The following is a 14,147-nucleotide window of genomic DNA, read 5'->3' on the forward strand; positions in this document are numbered from 1 at the left end:
ATTACAGGCATGTAATTAATTCGCTCCGCAAATGGAGCCTGGAAAACGTTTTGGCGTAAAAAAACGCCGCATGAAGCGGCGTTTAGACAGGATGTGTTGCGGCTTATTCGCCCGCTTTAGCCCACGTATCGCGCAGACCAACGGTGCGGTTAAACACCAGCTTGTCAGCCGTAGCGTAGCGGCTGTCAAGGCAGAAGTAACCTTCACGTTCAAACTGGAACGCTTTGCCTGCGACCGCGGCCTGCAGCGATGGCTCGCCGTAGCCGTGTTTAATCACCAGGGATTCCGGGTTAATCACGGACAGGAAGTCCTCTGCCGCACCTGGGTTCGGTACGCTAAACAAACGATCGTACAGGCGGATTTCAATCGGTAACGCATGTGCCGCACTGACCCAGTGAATAACACCTTTTACTTTACGACCATCGGCCGGATCTTTGCTCAGAGTATCGGCATCGTAAGTGCAGAAAATGGTGGTAATATTCCCTTCCGCATCTTTCTCTACACGCTCGGCCTTGATCACGTAAGCATTACGCAAACGAACTTCTTTGCCCATCACCAGACGCTTGTACTGCTTGTTCGCTTCTTCGCGGAAGTCAGCGCGATCGATCCAGATTTCACCGCTGAACGGCACTTCACGGCTGCCCATTTCCGGTTTATTCGGATGATTAGGCATGGTTACCATTTCGCTCTCGCCCTGCGGGTAGTTTTCGATAACCAGTTTCACCGGATCGATAACCGCCATCGCGCGCGGCGCGTTTTCATTCAGATCTTCACGAATGCAGGATTCCAGAGAGGCGATCTCAATGGTGTTGTCCTGCTTGGTCACGCCAATGCGTTTGCAGAATTCACGGATAGCGGCCGCGGTATAACCGCGACGACGCAGGCCAGAGATGGTCGGCATGCGCGGATCGTCCCAGCCCTCAACGTGCTTGTCGGTCACCAGCAGGTTCAGCTTGCGCTTGGACATCACGGTGTATTCCAGATTCAGGCGCGAGAATTCATACTGACGCGGGTGAACCGGGATGGTGATGTTGTCCAGCACCCAGTCATACAGACGACGGTTATCCTGGAACTCCAGCGTACACAGCGAGTGGGTAATGCCTTCCAGCGCATCGCTGATGCAGTGGGTAAAGTCGTACATCGGGTAGATGCACCACTTGTTGCCGGTCTGGTGGTGTTCAGCGAACTTAATACGGTACAGCACCGGATCGCGCATCACAATAAACGGCGACGCCATGTCGATTTTCGCGCGCAGGCAGGCTTTACCTTCTTCAAAGCCACCGGTACGCATTTTTTCGAACAGCGCGAGGTTCTCTTCGACGCTGCGATCGCGGAACGGGCTGTTTTTACCCGGCTGAGTCAGCGTACCGCGGTATTCGCGAATTTCGTCCGCTGACAGTTCATCAACGTACGCCAGACCTTTATTAATAAGCTCTACCGCATAGGCATGAAGCTGATCGAAGTAATCCGACGAGTAGCGAATGTCACCAGTCCAGTGGAAACCTAACCATTCAACGTCGTTTTTAATCGACTCAACGTACTCGATATCTTCTTTAACCGGGTTCGTATCATCAAAACGCAGGTTGCACTGGCCCTGGTAATCTTGCGCAATACCAAAGTTCAGACAAATGGATTTCGCGTGGCCAATGTGCAGATAGCCATTTGGCTCCGGCGGAAAACGGGTATGGATCGTGGTGTGCTTACCACTGGCCAGATCTTCATCGATGATCTGACGAATAAAGTTACTCGGGCGGGCTTCAGCCTCACTCATCGTGGATTCCTCAAAGCGTAAACAACGTATAACGGAATATGATCTTATAAGCCAGGCAGACTGACAACCTTTAGTTACGCAAAATATGTATCAATCGAAAATATTGGGGCCAATTGCTGCAAAAAAAAGCGGCGGAGGAATATCCCCCGCCGCTTAAGGCATTTAACTCACTTTACTCAGGAGCAGTTATTTACCTTTAATCTCATACAGTGGTGTCTGACCGGCAACCACATGACCTTCGGCTTTAATGACCAGAGCGCCGAAATCATCGCTGTTGCTGCACACAACCGGGCTAATCATGGAACGTGCATTGGCGTTCAGGAAATCCAGATCCATTTCCAGAATCGGTTGACCCGCCGTCACTTCCGCACCTTCTTCAACCAGGCGTTTAAAGCCTTTACCTTCCAGCGCGACGGTATCGATACCCATATGGACTACGATTTCCGCGCCTTTAACGGTTTCCAGACAGAACGCATGATTGGTGTTGAAGATTTTCACGATAGTGCCCGCAGCCGGAGCAACCACGATTTTATCTGTTGGTTTCACCGCAACGCCGTCGCCTACCGCTTTGCTGGCGAAGGCTTCATCAGGAACCTGCTCCAGCGCAACGACGTCACCGGTAATCGGAGAAACCAGCGCTTCAACGGTGACTGCGTTCGCTACAGCCTGCGGTTTTGCCACCGGGGCCGCTGCTGCTGGTGCACTTTCAGCAGACGCTGCCGCAACCGGGCCACGCGCCACAACTTTCTTCATTTCGTCGCCGATGGATTCCGCTTTCGCACCTACGATGACCTGGATAGTTTGTTTGTTCAGCTTAACGACACCCGATGCGCCTAAGCGTTTACACATCGCATCGTTTACGCGACCAGAATCGGCCACAGTCAGACGCAGACGGGTGATACAGGCATCAATCGCTTTCAGGTTATCGGTACCGCCAACCGCAGCAATGTAGCTGGTTGCCAGTTGAGCCAGACCTTCTTCAGTATTGCTGTTCGCTTCTTCTGTAACGATATCGTCTTCTTTATCTTCGCGGCCCGGCGTTTTCAGGTTAAACATACGAATAACCGCGCTGAACAACACAAAGTAGATGACGAAGAAGACCAGACCCATCACGACCAGCATCCAGACGTTCTTACTTGCTGCCGGCAGGTTGTACATCAACACGTAGTCGATAGCACCTGCGGAGAAGGAGAAGCCCGCGTGGATCCCCAGCATCGTCGCAACGAACAGGCTGATACCGGTTAACAGTGCGTGCAGGAGATACAGCAGTGGCGCCAGGAACATGAACAGGAATTCCAGCGGCTCGGTAACACCGGTCAGGAACGCGGTGATCGCAACGGACAGCAGCATGCCGCCAACCATCGGGCGACGCGCTTTCGGAGCAGCGAAGTACATCGCCAGCGCCGCACCCGGCAGACCAAACATCATGATCGGGAAGAAACCAGACATGAACATACCCGCAGTGCCGTCACCCGCATAGAAGCGGTTGATGTCACCGTGGAAAACGGTGCCAGCGGCGTTAGTAAATTCGCCAATCTGGAACCAGGCGATGGTATTCAGAACCTGATGCAGACCGGTTGGGATCAGCAGACGGTTGATGAAACCAAAGATACCGGAACCCAACGCGCCAGCGCCTACGATCCACTCACCACCCGCATGGATGGCGTTCTGCACCGGCGGCCACACGTAACCGAAGATAGCAGCCAGCACCAGACAGAAGAAGCCAGTGGCGATCGGCACGAAGCGTTTGCCGCCAAAGAAGCTCAGGAAGTCAGGCAGTTTGATACCAGACCAACGGTTATACACCGCACCGCCAACCAGACCGGTGATGATACCCGCCAGTACACCCATATTGATGGCCGGGTTAATGGTAACCATTGCTTTGGTCAATATGAAGTAACCGACCGCACCTGCCAGCGCTGCCGCACCCGCGCTGTCTTTTGACCAGCTGGAAGCCACACCGATAGCGAAAATCAGCGCCAGGTTATCGAAGATAGCCCCACCCGCTTGCGCGATAAAAGGTACGTTTAGTAAATCTGGTTGGCCGAATCGCAGCAACAGTGCCGCGACTGGCAGCACAGCGATGGGGAGCTGTAACGCCCTACCCAGCCGCTGGAAAAAACCTAAAATATTCATTTTATTCCCCCTACGAGACCCCGATTAGGCTTCTTTGAAGCCATATTTTTATTGTGCGACCATTCCTGACAGCAAGATTCTGGATCAACGATATTAACCATTCATCTACATACTGAGTGTGTGAAAATTTAATTCGTATCGCAAATTAAACGCGTGTTTTTTGTGATTCCAGTCACCAAATATCGTTATTAACCCTCCCTTTCACTGGCTAACTACGAAAACTTATTTTATCATTCAAAAAATCGAAACGGATTGATCCTTACCGATGCAAAACCAGGTTACGCTTAATACTGCACAGAGACTCAATCCGCCAATTGCTTACATTTACTTTTGAGGTGAAGAATGAGACTGATCCCCCTGAATACCGCTGAACAAGTCGGCAAATGGGCTGCTCGCCATATCGTTAACCGTATTAACGCGTTCAAACCAACGGCAGATCGCCCGTTCGTTCTGGGCCTGCCGACGGGCGGTACTCCGCTGACAGCTTATAAGGCATTGGTTGAAATGCATAAAGCGGGCCAGGTGAGCTTCAAGCATGTTGTCACTTTCAATATGGACGAATATGTTGGCCTGCCGAAAGAGCATCCGGAAAGCTATCACAGCTTCATGCATCGTAACTTCTTTGATCACGTTGATATTCCAGCAGAAAACATCAACCTCCTCAATGGTAACGCGCCGGATATTGATGCAGAATGCCGTCAGTATGAAGAAAAAATCCGTTCTTACGGTAAAATCCACCTGTTTATGGGCGGTGTAGGCAACGATGGTCACATCGCGTTCAACGAACCAGCCTCCTCTTTGGCTTCCCGTACCCGTATCAAAACGCTGACTCACGACACGCGTGTTGCTAACTCACGCTTCTTTGACGGCGACGTAAACCAGGTGCCGAAATATGCCCTGACCGTGGGCGTGGGCACCCTGTTGGATGCCGAAGAGGTGATGATCCTGGTACTGGGTCACCAGAAGGCGCAGGCGCTGCAAGCCGCCGTTGAAGGCAACGTTAACCACATGTGGACCATCAGCTGTCTGCAGTTGCATCCAAAAGCCGTTGTGGTGTGCGATGAGCCTTCCACCATGGAACTGAAAGTGAAAACGCTGAAATACTTTAACGAGTTAGAAGCGGAAAATATTAAAGGTCTGTAATTGATGTCTCCGCCCTGTCGATAAGTTGCAGGGCGGCATTTTTTGAAATCGGGGGTCGGAATGTATGCTTTAACCCAGGGCCGGATCTTTACCGGTCACGAAATTCTTGATGACCATGCGATTGTTGTCGCCAATGGCCTGATTGACAGCGTTTGCCCACTGACTGAGTTACCGTCAGGAATTGAACAGCGCTCACTGAATGGGGCCATTATTTCCCCCGGTTTTATCGATGTACAGCTAAACGGCTGCGGTGGCGTACAGTTTAACGATACGGCAGAAGCCGTGACCGTCGAAACGCTGGAAATCATGCAGAAAGCCAATGAAAAATCAGGCTGCACCAACTATCTGCCTACGCTTATCACCACCAGCGATGACCTGATGAAACAAGGCGTTCGCGTCATGCGTGAATACCTGGCGAAACACCCGAATCAGGCATTAGGACTTCATCTGGAAGGTCCGTGGCTCAATCTGGTGAAAAAAGGCACCCATAATCCGGGATTTGTCCGTCAACCGGACGCTGCGTTGGTTGATTTCCTGTGCGATAATGCTGACGTGATAACCAAAGTGACGCTGGCGCCAGAAATGGTCCCGGTAGAGGTCATCACCAAACTGGTAAATGCAGGTATCGTGGTTTCCGCCGGTCACTCCAATGCGACGGTAAAAGAGGCCAAAATCGGCTTCCGCGCAGGGATTACCTTTGCAACGCATCTGTTTAACGCCATGCCTTATATAACGGGCCGCGAACCAGGCCTGGCGGGCGCTATTCTTGACGAAGCCGATATTTATTGCGGTATCATCGCTGATGGTCTGCATGTTGACTACGTTAACATCCGTAATGCCAAGCGCCTGAAAGGCGACAAGCTGTGCCTGGTCACCGACGCGACCGCGCCGGCAGGTGCCAATATTGAACAGTTCATTTTCGCTGGTAAAACAATATACTACCGGAATGGATTGTGCGTTGATGAGAACGGGACATTGAGCGGTTCATCATTAACCATGATTGAAGGCGTACGCAATCTGGTCGAACATGCGAATATCGCTCTCGACGAAGTGTTACGCATGGCAACGCTCTACCCTGCTCGCGCCATTGGCGTCGACAAACGACTCGGCAGCATCGCGCCAGGCAAAGTAGCCAACCTGACTGCGTTTACGCACGACTTTAAAATCATCAAGACCATCGTTAATGGCAACGAGGTCGTTACTGAGTAAGAGAAAGAATGACACCAGGCGGACAAGCTCAAATAGGTAATGTTGATCTCGTAAAACAGCTTAACAGCGCGGCGGTTTATCGCCTGATTGACCAGCATGGGCCAATCTCGCGTATTCAAATTGCCGAGCAAAGCCAGCTTGCCCCCGCCAGCGTAACCAAAATTACGCGTCAGTTGATCGAACGCGGGCTGATCAAAGAAGTCGATCAGCAGGCCTCCACCGGGGGCCGCCGCGCTATCTCTATCGTCACCGAAACCCGCAATTTCCACGCCATTGGCGTACGTCTGGGCCGTCACGACACGACGCTCACGCTCTATGATATGAGCAGTAAAGTGGTCGCTGAAGAGCATTACCCTCTCCCGGAGCGCACCCAGGAAACGCTGGAGTATGCGCTGCTCAACACCATTGCCACTTTTATTGACAGCTGCCAGCGGAAAATCCGCGAGCTGATTGCGATTTCCGTCATCCTGCCCGGCCTGGTTGATCCTGAAAGCGGCGTCATTCGCTATATGCCGCACATTCAGGTCGAAAACTGGGGGCTGGTCGAGGCGCTCGAAAAACGCTTCAAGGTTACCTGCTTTGTCGGTCATGATATCCGCAGCCTGGCGCTGGCCGAGCACTATTTCGGGGCAAGCCAGGATTGCGAAGACTCCATTTTAGTGCGAGTTCACCGCGGAACCGGGGCGGGAATTATTTCCAATGGCCGAATTTTCATCGGTCGCAATGGCAACGTGGGCGAGATTGGTCACATTCAGGTTGAACCGCTGGGTGAGCGCTGTCACTGCGGTAACTTCGGCTGTCTGGAAACCATTGCCGCCAATGCGTCTATCGAGCACCGCGTGCAAAACTTACTGAAACAGGGTTATCCCAGCCGACTCACGCTGGATGATTGCAATATTAAAGCTATCTGTAAGGCGGCAAATAAGGGCGATAACCTGGCAGCAGAAGTGATTGAACACGTTGGTCGCCACTTGGGTAAAACCATCGCCATCGCCATCAACCTGTTTAACCCACAAAAAATCGTCATTGCAGGCGAAATTACTGAGGCAGATAAAGTGCTGCTGCCTGCAATAGAAAGCTGTATCAACACGCAGGCGTTGAAAGCGTTTCGCCACAATTTACCGGTGGTTCGTTCCACGCTGGATCACCGTTCCGCCATTGGCGCCTTTGCGCTGGTGAAGCGTGCGATGCTCAACGGTACACTGCTGCAACGTTTGCTGGAAAACTAATGCTCTCATATAGTAGTGGATTACTATAAGACTCATAACTTATTCCCTAGGTTGTTCATGACCATTAAGAATGTAATTTGTGATATCGACGGCGTGCTGATGCACGACAATGTCGCCGTACCGGGTGCGGCAGAATTTCTGACCGGGATCCTGGAAAAAGGCCTGCCGTTAGTTCTGCTGACTAACTATCCTTCACAGACCGGGCAAGATCTGGCAAACCGCTTCGCCACCGCGGGAGTGAATGTCCCCGATAGCGTCTTTTATACTTCCGCCATGGCTACCGCTGATTTTCTTCGTCGCCAGGAAGGCAAAAAAGCCTACGTGGTAGGTGAAGGCGCGTTAATTCATGAGCTGTATAAAGCCGGGTTTACCATTACCGACGTGAACCCCGATTTTGTGATTGTTGGCGAGACGCGCTCCTATAACTGGGACATGATGCATAAAGCAGCATATTTTGTCGCTAACGGCGCGCGTTTCATCGCCACAAACCCGGATACTCACGGCCGCGGCTTTTATCCCGCCTGCGGTGCACTGTGCGCCGGTATCGAGAAAATCTCTGGCCGTAAGCCGTTTTATGTCGGCAAACCCAGTCCGTGGATTATTCGCGCGGCGCTCAACAAAATGCAGGCGCACTCGGAAGAGACCGTTATCGTTGGCGATAACCTGCGTACCGATATTCTGGCGGGCTTCCAGGCCGGTCTGGAAACCATTCTGGTATTGTCTGGCGTCTCAACGCTTGACGACATCGACAGCATGCCGTTCAGACCGAGCTGGATTTATCCATCCGTTGCTGAGATAGACGTCATTTAATCTCTTTGGCCGGATAACAATACCTGCAAGTTATCCGGCCTGAAAAACACACCCATTCAATAAATTCATCTTTTCACTGCTGATTCATCAATAATAGCGCTCATTACGTAATCTTTTTTCACCAATCAGCAATGACCATTGCGTTTTTTATTTTCCGCACCGTAATTCGCTTGCGCCCTCTCCCGCTTTGCGGCATTTTCTTTATCAAGCAAACATAAAAAGCATCACGCAACAGGTTAACGGAGAAGGTTATGTGTTCTATTTTTGGCGTATTCGATATTAAAACTGACGCAGTTGAACTGCGTAAAAAAGCCCTGGAATTATCTCGTCTGATGCGCCATCGCGGCCCGGACTGGTCAGGTATTTACGCCAGTGATAACGCCATTCTGGCGCACGAACGTCTGTCCATCGTCGACGTCAATGCCGGTGCTCAGCCGCTGTACAACGTGAAGAAAACGCATATCCTGGCGGTTAACGGTGAAATTTATAACCATCAGGCGCTGCGCGCGGAATACGGCGATCGCTATCAGTTCCAGACCGGTTCAGACTGCGAAGTTATCCTTGCGCTGTATCAGGAAAAAGGCCCGGAGTTCCTGGATGACCTACAAGGCATGTTTGCTTTTGCCCTGTACGACAGCGAACAGGACGCTTATCTGATTGGTCGCGATCACATCGGGATCATCCCACTGTATATGGGGTACGACGAACACGGTAACTTCTACGTCGCGTCTGAAATGAAAGCTCTGGTTCCGGTATGTCGCACAATCAAAGAATTCCCGGCCGGTAGCTATTTGTGGAGTAAGGACGGCGAAATTCGTCAGTATTATCAGCGTGATTGGTTTGATTACGATGCGGTCAAAGACAACGTGACCGATAAAAACGAGCTGCGTCAGGCGCTGGAAGATGCGGTGAAAAGCCATCTGATGTCAGATGTTCCTTATGGTGTACTGCTGTCCGGTGGTCTGGATTCCTCGGTCATTTCCGCGATTACGAAAAAATACGCGGCGCGCCGTGTTGAAGATCAGGAACGTAGCGAAGCCTGGTGGCCACAGTTGCACTCCTTCGCCGTCGGCCTGGAAGGCGCACCGGATCTGCAAGCCGCGCAAGAGGTCGCGAACCATCTGGGTACCGTGCACCATGAGATCCACTTCACCGTGCAGGAAGGTCTGGATGCTATCCGCGACGTGATTTATCACATCGAAACCTACGATGTCACAACGATCCGCGCCTCAACGCCGATGTACTTAATGTCGCGTAAAATTAAAGCGATGGGCATTAAAATGGTGCTGTCGGGTGAAGGCTCTGACGAAGTATTCGGCGGCTATCTCTATTTCCACAAAGCGCCAGACGCGAAAGAGCTGCATGAAGAAACCGTGCGTAAGCTGCAGGCGCTGCATATGTTCGACTGCGCCCGCGCCAACAAAGCGATGTCTGCCTGGGGTGTGGAAGCTCGCGTGCCTTTCCTGGATAAGAAATTCCTTGATGTGGCGATGCGCATCAACCCGCAGGATAAAATGTGCGGCAACGGCAAAATGGAAAAACATGTGCTGCGCGAATGTTTTGAATCTTACCTGCCTGCCAGCGTCGCATGGCGTCAGAAAGAGCAGTTCTCTGATGGTGTCGGTTACAGTTGGATCGATACCTTGAAAGAGGTGGCTGCTGAGCAAGTTTCTGACCAACAACTGGAAACCGCCAGCTTCCGTTTCCCTTACAACACGCCATCGTCTAAAGAAGCGTATTTGTACCGTGAGATTTTTGAAGAATTGTTCCCGGTTGCCAGCGCGGCGGAATGCGTGCCTGGCGGACCATCAGTAGCCTGTTCTTCCGCCAAAGCGATTGAATGGGATGAAGCGTTTAAAACCATGAACGATCCCTCTGGTCGTGCGGTTGGCGTACATCAGTCCGCTTATAAATAAGTTAATCCTTAGAAAAGAGCCCTACGGGGCTCTTTTTTTATGTCTGTTTTCTGTGCAAAAAAACAATTAATAACTAATAATTGCCGAATATTGCGCCATGCTGTTCGCAACCTAACCAAACAGTCACATTCCAGCTGTTTTCAATGAAAAAGGGGTTGACGCTTCAAGGCTCAATACGCATAATGCGCCCCGCAACGCCGATAAGGTTACGCGAAAAAAAGATGGCTACGTAGCTCAGCTGGTTAGAGCACATCACTCATAATGATGGGGTCACAGGTTCGAATCCCGTCGTAGCCACCATCTTTTTTGCGGGAGTGGCGAAATTGGTAGACGCACCAGATTTAGGTTCTGGCGCCGCAAGGTGTGCGAGTTCAAGTCTCGCCTCCCGCACCATTCACCCGTAAGCGTTGCACGGATGGGGTATCGCCAAGCGGTAAGGCACCGGTTTTTGATACCGGCATTCCCTGGTTCGAATCCAGGTACCCCAGCCATTTTTTCTTCGATATAGCGGTTCACCGCAACGGTCATTGGGGTATCGCCAAGCGGTAAGGCACCGGTTTTTGATACCGGCATTCCCTGGTTCGAATCCAGGTACCCCAGCCATCGAAGAATATAATAGTATCAGGCTACGTAGCTCAGCTGGTTAGAGCACATCACTCATAATGATGGGGTCACAGGTTCGAATCCCGTCGTAGCCACCATATTAAGGACGTATCGACTCGTTCGGTAAAGCCAAAATATTGTTGGGGTATCGCCAAGCGGTAAGGCACCGGATTCTGATTCCGGCATTCCGAGGTTCGAATCCTCGTACCCCAGCCAATTTCAAAAGTCGTCCACATTGTGGGTGCGCCCGTTGGGGTATCGCCAAGCGGTAAGGCTCTGGTTTCTGATACCAGCATTCCGAGGTTCGAATCCTCGTACCCCAGCCATATTAAAAAAGCTCGCTTCGGCGAGCTTTTTGCTTTTCTGCGTTTATCGCCTGATGGCGCTCCGCTTATCAGGCCTACGTATTTCCCCCGTAGGCCTGCCTGAATTACAATCCTAACGCATACTTCAAGGCCTGACGTTTCAGTACGCCTGCGCGCTCTGCGGCCATTAACCCGAGATTACGCATGATACGCAGCGGTTGCAGGTTGTTGCTGAATCCGGCGTAGAACAGATCCATCCCACTCTGCATAATGAAATTATCAGTCATACGACGATTCTGATAGCGCTTCAGTACCGGCTGACTGGCCCAGGATTCACCGTAGCTGCGCGCATTAACCAGCACGTCAATCAGCGCATCCACATCACGGAACCCCAGATTAACGCCCTGCCCCGCCAGCGGATGAATGGTATGCGCGGCATCGCCCACCAACGCCAGACCTGGCTGGACATATTGTAGCGCGTGACGACGCGTAAGCGGGAATGCCCCCGCCGCCACAGGCGTAACGTTTCCGAGTCGCGACGGGAAGTGTTTGGCGATCTCCACCTGCAGTTGCGACATGCTCAAACCCTGCAGTTGGCGGATACGCGCCGGTGAGTCATACCACACCAGCGAGGCCCAGTTATCAAACAGCGGTAAAAATGCGCGCGGACCGTCAGGCGTGAATTGTTGCCAGGTGCTGTCGCCAGGTACGTTCTCGCATTGTACGGTGATTAACATGCAGGACTGCGCGTACTGCCAGGCATGAATACCAATCCCGGCCATTTTCCGCACCTGAGAATTTGCGCCGTCCGCGCCGATCACCAGCTTCGCGCTGATTTTCTCACCGCCAGCCAGTTCAAGCTCGTGACGATCATCATGCTGATGCAGAGAGATCAATGACGCCGGTACGCGCAGCGTGACTTTCGGGTGGGCTTCCAGCGCCTGCCAGAGTGCCTGTTGCAGAACCGTGTTTTCCACCATATAACCCAGCAAAGGTAACTTAAGCTCGGCGGCATCAAACATTACATGGGCATTTTCCCATTCCCACGTTTCCAGACGACGGTAAGGATGACTGCGCATACCCTGAACCGTATCCCAGACCCCCAGCCCTTTCAGCAACGACACCGAGGCGGAGCTAATGGCGGAAATTCTGACATCGGGCTGTCCATCAGCCACAAACGGCGCGGGAACGGCATGTTCAATGACCGTTACCGTAAATCCATGCTGCGCCAGTCCAAGCGCCAGCGCGCCGCCGACCATCCCCCCGCCGACAATGGCAATTTCCGTTGGTTGATTTGTCATGTGGTCAATCATCCTGTTACATGTATTGTGTAAGTTTACAGGATTTTTTACCCCTTGAGGCTGACATCCGTCATACTGGTCACAACCGCGCCAAAGCAGTACACTATGCGCCCTGCATTTCAGCCACAATTTCGCAAGAGCAAGTCGATGACCAAAAAACTCCATATTAAAACCTGGGGCTGTCAGATGAACGAATACGATTCATCGAAGATGGCCGATCTGCTGGATGCCACTCATGGGTATCAACTGACCGACGTGGCGGAAGAAGCGGATGTGCTGCTGCTGAATACCTGCTCAATCCGTGAGAAGGCTCAGGAAAAAGTTTTCCATCAGTTGGGCCGCTGGAAGCTGTTAAAAGAGAAAAACCCCAATCTCATCATCGGTGTCGGTGGCTGTGTCGCATCTCAGGAAGGCGATCATATTCGCCAGCGCGCCCACTACGTCGATATTATTTTTGGGCCGCAGACTCTGCATCGCCTGCCGGAAATGATCAACAAAGTACGTGGAAGCACTAGCCGTAGCCCGGTAGTTGATATCAGTTTCCCGGAGATCGAAAAGTTTGACCGCCTGCCGGAACCGCGTGCTGAAGGTCCAAGCGCGTTTGTGTCCATCATGGAAGGCTGTAATAAATATTGTACCTACTGCGTGGTGCCCTACACCCGCGGTGAAGAAGTCAGCCGCCCGGCGGATGACATCCTGTTTGAAATCGCTCAGCTTGCGGCGCAAGGCGTGCGTGAAGTGAACCTGCTGGGGCAAAACGTGAACGCCTGGCGCGGTGAGAACTATGATGGCACGACAGGATCGTTTGCTGACCTGCTGCGCCTGGTTGCGGCGATCGACGGCATTGACCGTATCCGCTTCACCACCAGCCATCCGATCGAGTTCACCGATGATATCATTGAAGTTTATCGCGATACGCCGGAGCTGGTGAGTTTCCTGCACCTGCCGGTACAGAGCGGTTCAGATCGCGTACTGAATCTGATGGGACGCACCCATACCGCGCTGGAATATAAAGCGATCATTCGCAAACTGCGCGCGGCGCGTCCGGACATTCAGATTAGCTCAGATTTCATCGTTGGCTTCCCTGGCGAAACCACACAGGATTTCGAGCAGACCATGAAGTTGATTGCTGACGTGAATTTTGACATGAGCTACAGCTTTATCTTCTCTGCGCGTCCTGGCACCCCGGCTGCCGATATGGTTGACGACGTACCGGAAGAAGAGAAAAAACAGCGTCTGTATATCCTGCAGGAGCGTATTAACCAGCAGGCCATGGCCTGGAGCCGCCGTATGGTCGGCACAACCCAGCGTATTCTGGTTGAAGGCACATCACGTAAGAGCATCATGGAGTTGTCAGGGCGTACCGAAAACAACCGCGTGGTGAACTTTGAAGGCACCCCGGAAATGGTCGGTAAGTTTGTGGATGTTGAAATTACCGATGTCTGGACGAACTCCCTGCGCGGTAAAGTGGTGCGCACCGAAGACGAAATGGGCCTGCGCATCGCAGAATCCCCTGAGTCGGTCATTGCGCGTACCCGCAAAGAAAACGATCTGGGCGTCGGTATTTACCAGCCTTAATCTTCTGGCCCGTCAGCTCTGACGGGCCTTGTATTTCCTCCCGCAATCCCCATATTTATTGCAATGCTTGCGCCTTTTCCCTATGGCGTGAATAATTTCCTTAGATGCCGGTAAATGTTCAGCGTCCGGCGAGACATGCTAAAGAG

Annotated in this window: 9 protein-coding genes and 7 tRNA genes; 13 read left to right on the plus strand and 3 right to left on the minus strand. The window is 52.1% G+C overall.

What is annotated here, in order from left to right; translation table 11 throughout:
- Positions 1 to 103: 103 nt before the first annotated feature.
- Both glnS and nagE read right to left on the minus strand, forming a co-directional pair.
- Positions 104 to 1,771: a glutamine--tRNA ligase gene (glnS, locus tag M4I31_RS16230; RefSeq protein ID WP_038638804.1), complete on the minus strand. Its 1,668-nt coding sequence runs from the start codon at positions 1,769 to 1,771 to the stop codon at positions 104 to 106.
- A 186-nt stretch (positions 1,772 to 1,957) separates the two neighbouring features.
- Positions 1,958 to 3,907, minus strand: a complete 1,950-nt coding sequence (gene nagE, locus M4I31_RS16235; RefSeq protein ID WP_085047508.1) for a PTS N-acetyl glucosamine transporter subunit IIABC — start codon at positions 3,905 to 3,907, stop codon at positions 1,958 to 1,960.
- A gap of 342 nt (positions 3,908 to 4,249) precedes the next feature.
- Between nagE and nagB the strand changes: the two genes are divergently transcribed.
- The 12 genes from nagB (at position 4,250) to M4I31_RS16295 (ending at position 11,143) form a co-directional block, all read left to right on the plus strand.
- Positions 4,250 to 5,050, plus strand: a complete 801-nt coding sequence (gene nagB / locus M4I31_RS16240) for a glucosamine-6-phosphate deaminase (RefSeq protein WP_085047509.1) — start codon at positions 4,250 to 4,252, stop codon at positions 5,048 to 5,050.
- A gap of 60 nt (positions 5,051 to 5,110) precedes the next feature.
- A complete protein-coding gene (gene nagA / locus M4I31_RS16245) occupies positions 5,111 to 6,259 on the plus strand; it encodes an N-acetylglucosamine-6-phosphate deacetylase (RefSeq protein ID WP_085047510.1) in 1,149 nt (382 codons plus the stop codon).
- Between the two features lie 8 nt (positions 6,260 to 6,267).
- Entirely contained in the window at positions 6,268 to 7,488 is a 1,221-nt protein-coding gene (locus tag M4I31_RS16250; protein WP_038638799.1) for an N-acetylglucosamine repressor, read from the plus strand.
- 57 nt (positions 7,489 to 7,545) lie between these two features.
- On the plus strand, positions 7,546 to 8,298 hold the full coding sequence (nagD, locus tag M4I31_RS16255) for a ribonucleotide monophosphatase NagD (RefSeq protein WP_038638796.1): 753 nt from the start codon (positions 7,546 to 7,548) through the stop codon (positions 8,296 to 8,298).
- 251 nt (positions 8,299 to 8,549) lie between these two features.
- Entirely contained in the window at positions 8,550 to 10,214 is a 1,665-nt protein-coding gene (asnB, locus tag M4I31_RS16260) for an asparagine synthase B (RefSeq protein ID WP_038638793.1), read from the plus strand.
- Between the two features lie 223 nt (positions 10,215 to 10,437).
- Positions 10,438 to 10,514 (plus strand) — tRNA-Met (locus tag M4I31_RS16265).
- A gap of 8 nt (positions 10,515 to 10,522) precedes the next feature.
- Positions 10,523 to 10,607: transfer RNA gene (locus M4I31_RS16270), tRNA-Leu, on the plus strand.
- Positions 10,608 to 10,630: 23 nt separating this feature from the next.
- Positions 10,631 to 10,705 (plus strand) — tRNA-Gln (locus tag M4I31_RS16275).
- 37 nt (positions 10,706 to 10,742) lie between these two features.
- Positions 10,743 to 10,817, plus strand: a tRNA-Gln gene (locus M4I31_RS16280).
- Positions 10,818 to 10,838: 21 nt separating this feature from the next.
- A tRNA-Met gene (locus M4I31_RS16285) sits at positions 10,839 to 10,915 on the plus strand.
- Between the two features lie 43 nt (positions 10,916 to 10,958).
- Positions 10,959 to 11,033: transfer RNA gene (locus M4I31_RS16290), tRNA-Gln, on the plus strand.
- Positions 11,034 to 11,068: 35 nt separating this feature from the next.
- Positions 11,069 to 11,143, plus strand: a tRNA-Gln gene (locus tag M4I31_RS16295).
- A gap of 104 nt (positions 11,144 to 11,247) precedes the next feature.
- Here M4I31_RS16295 and ubiF read toward each other — a convergent pair.
- Positions 11,248 to 12,423, minus strand: coding sequence for a 3-demethoxyubiquinol 3-hydroxylase (gene ubiF, locus M4I31_RS16300; RefSeq protein WP_085047511.1), 1,176 nt, complete (start codon positions 12,421 to 12,423; stop codon positions 11,248 to 11,250).
- A gap of 147 nt (positions 12,424 to 12,570) precedes the next feature.
- Between ubiF and miaB the strand changes: the two genes are divergently transcribed.
- Positions 12,571 to 14,001 (plus strand): tRNA (N6-isopentenyl adenosine(37)-C2)-methylthiotransferase MiaB, encoded by a 1,431-nt coding sequence (gene miaB, locus M4I31_RS16305; protein WP_085047762.1) that lies wholly within the window; start codon positions 12,571 to 12,573, stop codon positions 13,999 to 14,001.
- The last annotated feature ends 146 nt before the right edge of the window (positions 14,002 to 14,147 follow it).

It is taken from the genome of Citrobacter sp. XT1-2-2 (assembly GCF_023516235.1).
Lineage (GTDB): Bacteria > Pseudomonadota > Gammaproteobacteria > Enterobacterales > Enterobacteriaceae > Citrobacter > Citrobacter werkmanii.